This is a genomic window from Streptomyces sp. NPDC045026 (assembly GCF_056432625.1).
The window spans coordinates 74,794-88,129 of the sequence record NZ_JBWKIS010000019.1 but is presented as its reverse complement, the minus strand read 5'-3'; the positions used below and the strand labels follow the sequence as shown (position 1 = coordinate 88,129).

Sequence of the window (13,336 nt, the reverse complement as noted above, 5' to 3'; positions counted from 1 at the left end):
TTGACTGTGGGAAGTGCGGGACTGCTTGCGGCAGTTGACGGGCACACGGGGGCTGGGCGCACAGGGGGCGGAAGGGCAGGGAGCGGGAGCGCAGGGGGCGGGCGAACGTCATCCGGGCGTATCGCTCCCGTCGCGCCGTGTGTCCGGCCGTGTGTCGGGCCGCGTGTCCGGTTCGTAGGTGGCGAGTGGCCCGGTGGCGGGCCCGCCGGTCGGCTCGGGACCGACCTGAGGCAGGTCGCGCACCCCGAGGGTGAGGTCCCGCGCCTCGGCCGCCTCCGCGAGCCCGATGCCGCGCTGGAACGCCGCCATCAGACCCGGGTCGTGGAGTACGGGCGCCTCGTTCTCGGGGCGCTCCTGCCGCTGCGCCGGGCCGCCCCTCAACTGCGGCGCGAGGTGTTCCTGGATGCGCCGCTTGGGGAGTTGGGGACGCCCCATGGTGCCGCGCACGGCGCCGTTGACCGGGGTCGGCGGGACGGGCGTGTGCTCCCCTCCGGCCTGCCGGTCCTCGGCGCGGATGCCGGGGAGCGCGTCCGCGGGGGTGCGGCGCTCGTCCCTGGCGGTACGCAGTGGGAGGGGCGGCGCGACGCCGTTCGCCCCGGGACGCCCTCCGTCGAAGGCGCCGCCCTGAGGCTGCCGCGGGACGACGGCCACGCCTGCGTGCGGGGCCTCGCGGGGCGGAGGGGGTTGACGCGGTGCCTCGTACGGCTGGGGGTCGTACGGCTGGGGCGTGGTTTGCGGGTTGAGCTCAGGGTTGGACTGAGGGGGAAGGTTGAGCGGGTTCTGGTGATGGGCCTGAGGCTCGGGCTGCGGTTGCAGGGGGTGGGGCCGGGGTTGGGGCTGAGGTTGCCGCTGAGTTTGAGGCAGAGGTTGCGGCTGAGTCCGAGGTTGGGGCAGAGGTTGGGGCTGCCCTTCGAGCTGGTACTGCCGTCCTTGCCGGCTCTGGTGTTGTGAGAGCCGCCGTTCGTGCGCCTGGTGCCGCTGGTGCATGGTCTGCGCGCTGTCGTCCGTCGCGTCCGCGGCGCTCCGCGGCCTCGGCGCGGGCTCGTTCTCGTCGCCGCCGAGCAGACTCTGCGGCACGACGAGGACCGCCTGCACACCGCCGTAGATATTGCTCTGGAGCCGGACCGTGATGCCGTGCCGGCGGGCGAGCTGCGAGACGACGAAGAGGCCGATGCGCCCGTCCTGGAGGAGGCTCGCGACGTTGACCTGGTCCGGGTCGGCGAGCAGCGTGTTCATCTTGTTCTGCTCGGTGACGGGCATGCCGAGGCCACGGTCCTCGACCTCGATGGCGAGACCGGACGTGACGGTGTTGGCGCGGAGCAGGACTTGGGTGTGCGGGGCCGAGAACACCGTGGCGTTCTCGACGAGTTCGGCGAGCAGGTGGATGCAGTCGGCGACGGCGTGCCCGCGCAGGGTGCCGTCGACCGGCGGGACGAGCTTGACGCGTGCGTACTGCTCGACCTCCGCTATGGCCGACCGCATGACCTCGGTCATGGAGACCGGGCTGCTCCACTGACGCCGGGACACGGCGCCGCCGAGCACGGCCAGGTTCTCGGCGTGCCTGCGGATCCGGGTGGCGAGGTGGTCGACGTGGAACAGGCCCTTGAGCAGGTCGGGGTCCTCGACGTCGTTCTCGAGTTCGTCGAGGATCGAGATCTCGCGGTGCACGAGGGACTGCAGGCGCCGGGCCAGATTGACGAAGACCTCGACCTTCTGTTCGCTGCCCGCGTGGCTGGAGAGCTGGGACGCCTGGACGACGGCGGTGACGGCCACGTCCTGGGCGCGCGTGATGTCCGCGGCCAGCAGGTCGAACTCGTCGCCGTCCGGGCCGACCCCGGGGGGCTGCCTGCGCGGCGGCGGCCCCTCCCCCTTGCGCAACTGCTCCACGAGGCCGCGCAGTTCGCCCTGTCCGCGCGCGCTCGCACGGCGCAGGACGCCGACCCGTTCGCGTACGGACCTGGCGGCCCGGTCGGCGGCGACGGCGGCGATCACGATGCCGGCCAGGGTCACGAGGAACGCTCCGGCGAGGACGGCCCAGAGCGCGAGGCCGGGGCGGGCGCCCGTGGAGCGGATGGTGAAGAGAACGGCCGCGCTCGCGCTCAGGGCGACGGCGATCGGCGGCAGTACGGCGAGGCGCAGAAGCTGGGGCCGTATGTGGGTCTCGGGCTGCGGGGGGACGGACCGGCCGCCCGGCCTGCCGTGCCGACCGCCCTCTCGGCGGTCTGCGCGGGCGGCCGGTGGGCGAAGGTGAGACATTCGGCGTCCTCGTACGTGGGGGCTCCTGCGGTCGGCGCGAGGCGGGCAGGCGGCAACGCGCTCCCGGCCGGGAGCGGGTGGGAATGCCGCCGCTGCGTCGCTCAGCGAGCACACACGGTAGTCGGGGACGGCTCACATGCGGTGGGCAGTTGCCAAAGTCCGGCGGCCCAGATCCCGCTCTGGTATGAGGGTTCGTACGACAGACCGATAACAGGTGCGGACGCCTGACCAGTTATGGGTACGGGTGTTCCATCGCCCGAAGGGGCGTCGTATCGGGGGCGAGTGCTGTGCGGGGGACGCCGGTCTCAAAGTCATTTTCGAGATGCAGTGCATTGGCAATGATCGCGGCCGGAGCCGAGCTCGAGGCTGCGTTCGGCACGTGAACTCGTGCCGGGCTCCGAGCAGCCGCACGCGGAGAACCTCGTCCTTCTGTGGTGGCTGATCGGTCCGCGAGTCTTGATCGCTGCCGAGCCTACTGATTGGCTGCCCGGATGACTGAGCTCGGACCCGTCGCCTGGCCACCTGCCCCGATCAGGACCGAGAGGCTCGTGCTCCGTGAGCCCGAACCCCGGGACCGTGCGGCGTTCATCGAACTGCTCGCCTCGCCAGAGGTGCACACATACCTCGGCGGCCCCCGCCCGCGTGACGAGCTTGAGCGCGAGATACCCACGGTGCCCGAGCAGTGGCCCGGAAGTTTCGTCGTTGATCTCGACGGGGCGATGATCGGCCAGATCCTGCTCAGGAGAGCAACGGAGCACCGTCGCCCGGCTGCTGCGGGGAAGGCCGATCTCGGTTACCTGTTCCTGCCGCGGGTGTGGGGATTCGGGTACGCCGCCGAGGCGTGCACGGCGGCACTCGACTGGTTCGCCCGCGCGCTTCCCGGCGAGCCGGTGGTACTCACCACGCAGACCGCCAACGCCGGATCGATGCGTCTCGCGGTGAAGCTCGGCTTCACCGAGGTAGAGCGGTTCGAGGCATGGGACGCCGAGCAGTGGCTCGGCATGCGGTCCCCGGTCACGCCGTCCGATTGAGCTCGTGCTCGACAGCGCGGATCCGCAACTCGACAGCACTGCCAGGACGCAGTCCAGCGCTGTTGAAACGCGTGACCATCTCGCCAGGACCGTGGAAGCCGTATCGGGGCGCCAGTGACTGAGCCCGAACCGAGGCAGGGGTTCGGCCAGACGCAGTCAGGTCGCCCGCCCGCCGCAGTCGAGGGCGGCGGGCCGGCCTCTCCTGGCGGTCACGGACGTATGGTCCGGCCTTGCGCGGTGCCTTCCACCGCTGTCACATACGCCCGCGCCACCTCGGAGACGGGAGTTCCCTCGGCCCCGTCTGCGCCCATGCTTTCCAGGGTTTCCTTGATCCATCCAGGGCTGATGAGATTGATGCGAAGCCTTCGCGGTAGCTCGCCGGCCGCGTTGCGGACGAAGCCTTCCAGGCCGGTGTTGACGAGAGCTCCCAGCGAACCGCCGGCCAGCGGGGTGGCGAAGGTGCCCCCGGTCAGGGTGATGGAGCCGCCATCGCGCAGACGGCGCGCAGCTCGTTGGACGAGCGCGACCTGCCCCAGCAGCTTGCCCTGCACTCCAGCCGCGATCTCTTCATCCGTCACCGACTCCAGGTCCACCAGCGGGCCGCAGGCGGCGCAGCACACCACGGCATCGAGATCCTGCACCTCGTCGAAGAGCGCGTCCAAGGAAGACGGGCTCTCCATATCCACCTTCACCGGCCCCCTGCGGGATCCCCTGACCACCTGATGAGAGGCCTCCAACGCACTGGCGACAGCGCTGCCGATCGTCCCTGACGCTCCGATCACAAGTACCTTCATGTCACCGATCATGTCAGGGTCACCAACGCACGGGCGGCGTCTTTCTCCGCTCTGCCACAGCCCCTGGAGAGCGGTCGTGAAAGGCTGCTGAAGCAGGATCATCTTGCGGTGCAGCTCGCATCCGGCTCACCCGTAGAGCTGCCGAAGGTCACGCCTCAGACCGCCGGCACAGCCTCCTGCTCGCCGGAGCCGGACCCCGCGCCCGCACCGTTTCCGGCCGCCGCGCCGGTGCCCGACCGCTCCGCCTCGGGCCAGCCCGTCTCCGGCTGCGTGGCGACGCCGCGCCACCACGGCTGGTCGGGGAGCGTCTCGGCCGTGGGCTCGAAGGGCTCGCCCGGGCAAGGGACCGCGACCTTGGCCCCGGTCTGATCCGCCGCCGCGAGCGCGCCCTCGCCGGGCTCGGCCCACGGGTGCGGCGCCAGATTGAACGTGCCCCAGTGGATCGGCAGCATGGGCCCGCCGCCGGGCCCGCCCTGGAGGTCGAGGTGGGCGCGCATGCCCTCCTCCGGACGCATATGGATGTCGGGCCAGAAGTCGCTGTACGCGCCGATCTGGATCATCGTCGCGTCGAACGGCCCGTGCTCCGTGCCGATGTCCTTGAAGCCGGGGAAATAGCCCGTGTCACCGCTGTGGTAGACGCGGTGCTCGGGACCGGCGACGACCCAGGACGCCCACAGGGTGTGCTGCTCGTTGCGCAGGCCGCGGCCGCAGAAGTGGCGCGCGGGCGTGGCCGTCAGGGTCAGGCCCGCCACCTTCGTCGACTCGTTCCAGTCGAGCTCGCGGAGGCGGTCCGCGGGGACGCCCCAGTGCTCCAGGTGCGCGCCGACGCCGAGCGGCACCGCGAACACCGTGTCCGTGTCGGCCAGCGCCTGGATGGTGGGCAGGTCCAGGTGGTCGTAGTGGTCATGGGAGATCACCACGACGTCCACCGGGCCGAGCGCGGCGAGCGGCAGCGGCACGGGGTGCAGCCGCTTGGGGCCCGCGAAGGAGAACGGCGAGCAGCGCTCGCCCCAGACGGGATCGAAGAGCACGCGGCGGCCGTCGATCTCGGCGAGAACGCTGGAGTGCCCCATCCAGGTGAGCCGCAGGCCGCTCACCGGGGGCTTGGCGAGATCGGCGAGGGTCGTGGAGTGCACGGGAACGGTGCCCGTGGGCGCCCGGCGGACGCGCCCTTCCTTGGCGAAGAAGACCTTCGCGAACTCGATCATGGAACCCGTCGGCCTGGTGCGTGCGCCCACCGGGTTCTGGAAGCTGCCGTCCGCGAAGTTCGGCGACCTCCGGATCCGCTCGAGCCGCTCTCCCGCCGGGTCCGCGCCGAAAGCGGCAGGCCGCAGCGGGCGGAGCCCGGAGCTCAGGGAACGTGACACAGCGCCTCCCGGTGGATCGATCAGGGATTCCCGATCAGGGATTCCATTATGGGCGGCCCCGCTGACAGCGCCCGATCCGGGACCCGGACGCACAGGGAATTCCAAGGCGCGGCATGGCCCCGTCACTCCCGCACCCCTCTTCGTCACGGTTGGTGACCGGCTCGCGTCCCGCTCGGACACCTGCGCGCGCGGGGAGGCCGGAAGCCGCGTCGCGGGAAGCGCCGAAAAACTGATCCATCATTCAGTAGCCGTTGCGTTGACACCGGACTTTGCGGCCTCAGATACTGACTGGCGATTCAGTAATCGGGGCAGTGATCCGCGCCGGTCGTGACCCCCTCGTCGGTATCCGTCAGTTTCTGGAGGCACCGTGTCAGAGCTCCCCATCGAGCTGGTCCCCCTCACCCCGGAGCAGCGGGACATCGTGGACCTCACGAGGACGTTCGCGCGTGAGGAGATCCGGCCGCGCGGGCGCGCCGTGGACGAGGCAGACGTCGAGACACCCTGGGATCTGTGGCGCGCGGCCGCGAAGGTCGGCATCACCGGATTCATGCTGCCCGAGGAGTACGGGGGCGGCGGGTTCACCGACGTGTTCACGCAGGTCCTCGTCCAGGAGGAGCTGTGCGTCGGTGACCTGGGCATCGGCAACCTCCTGTGCTCGAACGGCTTCTTCGCCGACCCGGTCATGGAGCTGGGCACCGAGGAGCAGAAGCGTGCGTGGCTGACGCCGCTGGCCGGTCCCGACACCCCGATGACCTCGCTGGCGACGACCGAGCCGGGCTCCGGGTCCGACGCCGCATCGATCGTGACGACCGCGACGCGCACGACGGGCGGTTACCTCCTGAACGGCCAGAAGGCGTGGATCTCGAACGCGGGCGAGGCCGAGCAGTACGTCGTCTTCGCCAAGACCGACCCGGCGCAGCGCTCGCGCGGTGTCACCGCGTTCCTGCTGCGCAAGGGGGCCGAGGGGCTCACGTTCGGTGAACCGATGCGCAAGATGGGCCAGCGCGCGATCGTGTGCCGCGAGGTGTTCTTCTCCGACGTGTTCGTGCCCGACGCCGACCGCCTCGGCGACGAGGGGCAGGGCTTCGCCGGCCTCATGCGGACGTTCGACATCTCGCGCGCCGTCCTCGGCGCGGCCGCCACGGGTGTGGCGCGGGCCGCGTACGAGTACGCGCGTGACTACGCACGTACGCGCGTGCAGTTCGGCAAGCCGATCATCGAGCACCAGGCCGTGGCGTTCCGCCTCGCGGACATGCGGACGCGGATCGAGCAGTCCCGTCTGATGACGTGGCGCGCGGCGCGGCGCCTGGACGCCGGACTCGACGCGACCGCCGAGGCGGCCATGGCCAAACTGACCGCTTCGGAGACGGCGGCGTACTGCACCTGGGCGGCCGTGCAGACGCTCGGCGGGTGGGGCTATTCACGGGAGTTCCCGGTCGAGCAGTGGATGCGGGACGCCAAGCTGGAGGAAATCGAGGAAGGCACCTCGGACATCATGCGCCTGGTCATTTCGAGGTCGCTGTGACCGAGGAGACGGTGACTGACGAGACGGTGACTGACGAAATGCGAACGCTGACCGGCGGCGAGGCGCTCGTCGGGGCGCTCGCCGCCCATGGGGTGTCCACCGCGTTCGGCATTCCAGGGACCCACAACCTGGAGATCTACCGGCACTTGGCGGCGTACGGCATCACTCACGTCGCGCCGCGTCACGAGCAGGGCGCCGGGTACGCGGCCGACGCCTACGCGCGCGTGACGGGCGACCCCGGCGTGGCGATCACGACGACGGGGCCCGCCCTCCTGAACATCGCGGCCGCCGTGGGGCAGGCGTACTCGGACAGCGTGCCGCTTCTCGTGGTGTCGCCGGGCATGCCGCTGCGCCATCCGCGCCAGTCGACGGGTCTGCTGCACGAGATGCGCAGCCAGACGGAGGCGCTGCGGAACGTGGCGGCGTTCAGTCATCGGGTGTCCTCCGTGGAGGAGATCGGGGCGGCGGTGGCGCGGGCGTTCAGCCTGTTCCGTACTCAGAGGCCGCGGCCCGTGCACATCGAGGTGCCGCTCGACCTTCTCGAGGCGACGGAGCCCGCCGGGCCGGTACGGCGCGCTCCGCTGCTCGCGACCCGCGCGGCGGACGGTCCCTCGCTCGACGCGGCGGCCGCGCTCCTCGCCGGCGCGGTGCGGCCCGGTCTGGTTCTGGGTGGCGGCGCACGCGGCGCGGCTGACCAATGCCGGGTGCTGGCCGAGCAGTTGGGCGCTCCGGTGGCGACCACGGCGAACGGCAAGGGCATCGTCGACGAACGGCATGCGCTGTCCCTCGGCGTGTCCTTGCACAGCGCCTCCGTACAGAAGTGGCTGGCCGACTGCGATGTCGTGCTCGCCGTCGGGACGGAGCTCGCCGAGTCGGACCTGTGGTCCGCGCCGCCGGCGCTCGGCGGGCGGCTGATCCGCGTGGACGTCGATCCGGCGCAGATGTACGCGGGCGTCCCCGCGGACGTAGCCCTGGTGGGCGACGCGAAAGCCACGATGCAGGCGCTCGAGGAGCGGCTCGTCAAGGTTCCGGGGCCCGCTTCCACGGACGCGGCCGAGCGGACCACGGCCGCGGTCCGCGGCGCCCGCGACGACGAGACACGCGCGCGTGACGCACGTTGGGTGCCGTATCTCGAAGCGATCAGGAGCGTCCTCGCGGCCGATGCCGTGGTGACCTCCGACAGCGCCCAGTGCTGCTACTACGGCGCGCTCCCGCACCTCACCGTCGGCCCGGAGGGGCGCTATCTGCACCCCACCGGGTTCGGCACCCTCGGCTACGCGCTGCCCGCCGCGATCGGCGCGAAGACCGCCTGCCCCGACCGACACGTGATCGCGATCAGCGGGGACGGCGGGCTCCAGTTCTCGGTACAGGAGCTGGCCACGGCCGCTCAGCTCCAACTTCCGCTGCCCGTCGTCGTGTTCGACAACGGCGGCTACGGCGAGATCCGCGACGAGATGGCCGCGCGCGGCGACACACCGGCCGCCGTCGACCACGCGCGCGTGGACCTGGCCGGCCTCGCGCGGGCCTTCGGGGGCAGGGGCGCCTCCGCGCCGTCCCCCGGCGAACTCGCCGCGCTCCTGACCCGGGCCCTGGCCACCCCCGGACCCACCCTGATCACCGTCCCCGAGGAGACCGCATGACCGCGCCCGCCACCCCCCTGATGTCGCTCACCTGGACCGACCACGTCACCGGCAGGCACGGCTACCTCGTCGTCGACCGGCTCGTGCGCGGCGTGTCCAGCGGCGGGCTCCGGATGCGCCAGGGCTGCACCCTCGACGAGGTCGCCGGCCTCGCGCGCGGGATGACGATGAAGGAGGCCCTGCACTACAACCCGCAGGGCCGCTACATCCCGCTGGGCGGAGCCAAGGGCGGCATCGACTGCGACCCGCAGGACCCGGAGGCGTACGGCGTCCTCGTGCGCTATCTGCGCGCCATGCGGCCCTACATCGAGTCCTTCTGGACCACCGGCGAGGACCTGGGGCTCACTCAGGACCTCGTCGACAAGGCGGCCGACGAGGCCGGGCTCGTCTCGTCCATCCAGGCCGTGTACCCGCTGCTCGACGACGAGGCAGCCGCGCGCAGGCGCCTCGCCGACGCCTTCGCGGTCGACGTCGACGGCATCGGCCTCGACGAGCTCGTCGGCGGCTGCGGGGTCGCCGAGTCGGTGCTCGCGGCCCTGGACCGCGCGGGCGTCCCGTACAAGGGCACCCGGGTGTCGGTGCAGGGTCTTGGCACCATGGGCGGGGCGACCGCCCGGTTCCTGGCGCGCGCGGGGCTGCGGGTCGTGGCCGTCGCGGACGTGAAGGGCACCGTCGCCAACCCCGAAGGCCTGGATGTGGACGCGCTCCTCGCCGCCCGGGACGCCTACGGGACGGTGGACCGCTCGGCGCTGCGCGAAGACGACCGTGAACTGCCGGGCGACGCCTGGCTGTCGGCCGACGCCGAGGTCCTCGTGCCCGCCGCCGTGTCGTACGCGGTGGACGCGGCGAACCAGGAACTGATCACGGCGCGCTGGATCGTCGAGGCGGCCAACATGCCCGTACTGCCCGAGGCGGAGGAGCTGCTCGCGCGGCGCGGCATCACCGTCCTGCCCGACGTCGTCGTCAACTCCGGCACGAACGCCTGGTGGTGGTGGACCCTGTTCGGTGACATCGACGCCGACGCGGACGAGGCGTTCGCGTACACACGGCGCTCCATGCGCGCGCTGATCGACCAGATGCTGGCGCGGGCCGAGGCCGACGGGACGACGCCGCGTGCCGCCGCGCACGCGATCGTCGCGGACCGGCTTCCCGTGATCGCGGAGCGGTTCGGGTGGTACAGGTGACGCCGCCACCGAACGCCGGCGTGCACGCGCGCGTGGGCCTCGACTCACTCTTCGACCCTCGGTCGGTCGCCGTCGTCGGAGCGTCCGTCAATCCGGAGAAGTGGGGCTACTGGCTGGCGTCGGGGGCCCTGTCGGGCCGCGACCGCCGGGCGGTCCACCTGGTCAACCACCGCGGGGGCGCCCTGGACGGTGAACCGTTCCTGCCGGATCTCGCGTCGCTGCCCGTACCGCCCGAGCACGTCGTCGTCGCCGTGCCGCCCCGCCATGTGCGGCCGGTGGTCATGGACGGCCTCGCGGCGGGCGCCCGGTGTTTCACCGTGATCACGTCGGGCGGCGCCACCGCCGACGAGGAGCGGGCGCTCTCCCGGCTCGTCACGGCCCGGGGAGCGCGGCTGCTGGGCCCGAACTGCATGGGCGTGGTGGACACGACGAGCGAACTGCGGCTCAGCTGGGGCGAGTTCCCCTCGGGCGGCCTCGGTCTCGTGTCCCAGAGCGGCAATCTCGCCCTGGAGATCGGCCGTCTCCTCGCGCGCGCAGGGCAGGGCTTCTCCCGGTTCGTGTCGCTGGGCAACCAGCGGGACATCGACGCGGCGGACGCGCTGGAGTCGCTGATCGCGCACGGCCCCACGAGAGCGCTCGCCGCGTACATCGAGGACTTCCGCGACGGCCGGCGTCTCGCGCGGGTCCTGAGCGCCGCGCACGCCGCCGGGAAGCCCGTCCTGCTCCTGACCCTGGGACGCAGCGCCGCGTCCGGGCGGGCCGCCGCGTCCCACACCGGCGCCCTGGTGAGCGCCCGCGCCACGGTGGAGGCGGTGTGCCGCGACGCCGGCGCCCTGCTGCTCGACACGGCGGGCGAACTGGTGGACACGGCGGTGTACTTGCTGGCCCAGGGCGTACGCCACGGGAGTCCGGGTCACCCGGCCGGAGCGTCGCCCCACCCCCGTCGCGTCGCCGTGGTCGGGGACAGCGGCGGCCAAGGCGCCCTCGCCGCCGACGCGTTCGCCGCCCAGGGCCTCGACGTGCCCGCCTTCGCGGAGGGCACGCGCGAGGCGGTGGCGGAGCAACTGCCGGCCGGCGCCGGGTGCGGCAACCCGGTCGACCTGGCGGGCGCGGGCGAGGCCGATCTCGGCAGCTACGCGCGCGTGGCGGGCGCCCTGCTGCACTCGGGAGACACCGACGCCGTCGTCCTCACGGGCTATTTCGGCGACTACGCGACCGCCAATCCGGCCCAGGCGGACCGCGAGTGCGAGGTCGCGCACGCCCTCGCGGACGGCGCCGTCGCATCCGGGCGCGCGCTCGTGGTGCACACGATGGCCCGTGACACCCCCGCCCTGACGGTTCTGCGGCAGCGCGGCGTGCCCGTCTACGAGCGCATCGAGCAGGCCGCGTCCGCCGTCGCGGCGGCGGCCCGCCTCACGGTTCCCGCTCTCGCCGGCGAGGAATCGCCGGCCCCGGCGACGTACAAACTGGCGGACGGTGGTTACGAGAGCGTGCGCGAGCTGCTCGCGTCCTATCAACTCGCCTTTCCCGCCGCAGAGTTCGTCGTGGACGCGGACGGAGCCGTGGAGGCGGCGGAGCATCGGACGGGGTATCCGCTCGTCCTCAAGGCGATGGGGCTCGCGCACAAGACCGAGGCGGGCGGGGTCGCCCTGTCGATCGCCGACGCCGACGCGCTGCGGGCCGCGTTCGCGCGCATGAAGGCGGCGACAGGCGCGGACCGCTATGCCGTGGAGGCCATGGCCACACCGCCGTACGGACACGAACTGATCGTGGGTGTGCGGCGGGACCCGTCGTTCGGGCCCGTCGTCATGGTCGGCATCGGAGGCGTGACCGCCGAACTGCTCGCCGACACGGCGCTGGCCCTCGCGCCGCTGACTCCCGCACGCGCGCGTGCCCTGCTCCTGCAGCTGCGGCACGCGCCGTTGCTGGCGGGCTGGCGCGGCGCGCCCGGAGCGCATCTGGACGCGGCGGCCGCCGCCGTGTGCGCGGTCGCCCGGGCCGCCGTCGACCATCCCGAGCTGGCCGAACTGGAGGTCAATCCGCTGCTCGTGCACCCGGGCGGTGCGATCGCGCTGGACGCGCACGGGGTGCTCGACCGGGCCGGTACCTCACCGGCGCCCGTCCATGGCGTCGGCGAGGAGGACGGCGGTCTCCTGGTCGAGCGGTAGGAACGCCTCCAGTTTCAGCTCGGCGAGCGTGACGTCGACCGCCGTCCCGAAGTGGGTGAGCGTGCTCAGGAGGCGCAACTCACCGCGTTCCGTACGCAGCCGCAGCGGGACGGCGAAACCGAGGTAGTCCGGACCGGCCTGTCGGGGCCGGTCCGGCACCATGTCCTCCAGTGCGGCGACCAGCCCCGAAAGAGCTCGGTTGGAATTGCGGACGGACTCGTCGTGCAGACCGTCGATGACGTGCCAGGCCCACTCGTCCAGGTTCACGATCCGCGGCGCGAGGCCGCGCGGATGCAGCAGCACGCGCGCGATGTTCACCGGCGCCGAGAGCAGCGCGGGGTCGACCCCTTCGGTGAGCGCGTCGAAGGCCGCGTTGCGCGAGACGAGATCCCCGCGCCGGTCGATGATGACCGCCGGATACGGCAGATGCGCCTCCATGATGCGCTCCAGCGCCGTACGGACGGCGGACAGCTGCGGGCCCCCGAAGTGCGACTCCTGGTACGCAGGCGCGTAACCGGCTGCAAGGAGAAGGGCGTTGCGCTCCCTGAGCGGCACCTTCAGCGCCTCCGCCAGGCGTACGACCATGGCGCGGCCCGGCACCGAACGGCCGCTCTCCACGAAGCTGACATGCCGCTGCGTGGTTCCCGCGCGCGTGGCCAGCTCCAGCTGGCTGACGCGCCGCCGCACGCGCCACTCACGTAACGCGTCACCGAGCCCGTCCCGCGCCGCCCTGTCCGCGGGCCGTGCCCTTGTCCCTGCCCCAGCCGGTTCCGCCTGCGTCGTCACCCGACCGTGTCTACCCGACAGCCAGGCCAACGTGCCATTCCCTGCGGGGAATTGTCGCGCCGCACGCCTCCGCGCAGAGTGCTCACAGCACAGACAGCCATCAGGGACAGGGAGAGAGCGAGTCCATGCCGCACATCGACGCACAGGAGCTGGCCGGCCGGTACGCGGCCGTCTGGAACGAGCGGGACCCCGAACTGCGCCGCAAGGCGGTGCACGCCCTGTGGTCCCCGGACGGCGTGCACGCCCTGCTGCCGCCGCAGGAGTTGCAGGAGACGGCCGTACGCCTCGGATTTTCCACGGCCTCGCTGGAGGCGCGCGGTCACGACGAGCTGGAGGCACGGGTGGCGCGGGCCCACGAGGAGTTCGTGGCATCCGGCGAGTACACGTTCAGGGCGACGGCCGCACACGCCCAGCAGTTGAACGACGTCGTCACGTTCCGCTGGGAGTCGGTGCTCACGCGGAGCGGTGAAGTGACGGGCGGTGGACTGGAGTTCGTCGTCGTCGCGGAGGACGGCCGCATCGTGCGCGACTACCAGTTCGTCGGGGTCTGACACGCAGGAGGGCCTTCCCCCGACTACGGGGGAA

The 13,336-nt window shown here is 72.2% G+C and carries 10 protein-coding genes; 6 read left to right on the top strand and 4 right to left on the bottom strand.

What is annotated here, in order from left to right; genetic code table 11:
• Window positions 1-108: 108 nt before the first annotated feature.
• Window positions 109-2,256, bottom strand: coding sequence for an ATP-binding protein (locus tag AC07EJ_RS31500; RefSeq protein WP_389481364.1), 2,148 nt, complete (start codon window positions 2,254-2,256; stop codon window positions 109-111).
• 491 nt (window positions 2,257-2,747) lie between these two features.
• Between AC07EJ_RS31500 and AC07EJ_RS31495 the strand changes: the two genes are divergently transcribed.
• A complete protein-coding gene (locus AC07EJ_RS31495) occupies window positions 2,748-3,287 on the top strand; it encodes a GNAT family N-acetyltransferase (RefSeq protein WP_389481366.1) in 540 nt (179 codons plus the stop codon).
• A 209-nt stretch (window positions 3,288-3,496) separates the two neighbouring features.
• Here AC07EJ_RS31495 and AC07EJ_RS31490 read toward each other — a convergent pair whose 3' ends face one another.
• Complete coding sequence (locus tag AC07EJ_RS31490) at window positions 3,497-4,081, bottom strand: short chain dehydrogenase (RefSeq protein WP_389481368.1); 585 nt, start codon at window positions 4,079-4,081, stop codon at window positions 3,497-3,499.
• 155 nt (window positions 4,082-4,236) lie between these two features.
• Window positions 4,237-5,448 (bottom strand): MBL fold metallo-hydrolase, encoded by a 1,212-nt coding sequence (locus tag AC07EJ_RS31485; protein WP_389481371.1) that lies wholly within the window; start codon window positions 5,446-5,448, stop codon window positions 4,237-4,239.
• A 367-nt stretch (window positions 5,449-5,815) separates the two neighbouring features.
• Here AC07EJ_RS31485 and AC07EJ_RS31480 point away from each other — a divergent pair, with 367 nt between their 5' ends.
• The 4 genes from AC07EJ_RS31480 to AC07EJ_RS31465 are packed head-to-tail and all read left to right on the top strand — an operon-like array spanning window position 5,816 to window position 11,965.
• On the top strand, window positions 5,816-6,973 hold the full coding sequence (locus AC07EJ_RS31480) for an acyl-CoA dehydrogenase family protein (protein WP_389481373.1): 1,158 nt from the start codon (window positions 5,816-5,818) through the stop codon (window positions 6,971-6,973).
• Window positions 6,974-7,011: 38 nt separating this feature from the next.
• Window positions 7,012-8,613: a 5-guanidino-2-oxopentanoate decarboxylase gene (locus tag AC07EJ_RS31475; protein ID WP_389481376.1), complete on the top strand. Its 1,602-nt coding sequence runs from the start codon at window positions 7,012-7,014 to the stop codon at window positions 8,611-8,613.
• Entirely contained in the window at window positions 8,610-9,797 is a 1,188-nt protein-coding gene (locus AC07EJ_RS31470; protein ID WP_389481378.1) for a glutamate dehydrogenase, read from the top strand. Before AC07EJ_RS31475 ends, AC07EJ_RS31470 begins: the two co-directional genes overlap by 4 nt.
• Window positions 9,794-11,965 carry an acetate--CoA ligase family protein gene (locus AC07EJ_RS31465; RefSeq protein ID WP_478885535.1) on the top strand — a complete coding sequence of 724 codons (2,172 nt, stop codon included), beginning with the start codon at window positions 9,794-9,796 and terminating at the stop codon, window positions 11,963-11,965. The genes AC07EJ_RS31470 and AC07EJ_RS31465 overlap by 4 nt, the downstream gene beginning before the upstream one ends.
• Here AC07EJ_RS31465 and AC07EJ_RS31460 read toward each other — a convergent pair.
• On the bottom strand, window positions 11,906-12,751 hold the full coding sequence (locus tag AC07EJ_RS31460; protein WP_478885534.1) for a helix-turn-helix domain-containing protein: 846 nt from the start codon (window positions 12,749-12,751) through the stop codon (window positions 11,906-11,908). The two genes, AC07EJ_RS31465 and AC07EJ_RS31460, sit on opposite strands and share 60 nt — an antisense overlap.
• Window positions 12,752-12,876: 125 nt before the next feature.
• Between AC07EJ_RS31460 and AC07EJ_RS31455 the strand changes: the two genes are divergently transcribed.
• Window positions 12,877-13,302, top strand: coding sequence for a nuclear transport factor 2 family protein (locus AC07EJ_RS31455; RefSeq protein WP_389481384.1), 426 nt, complete (start codon window positions 12,877-12,879; stop codon window positions 13,300-13,302).
• Window positions 13,303-13,336 lie beyond the last annotated feature (34 nt).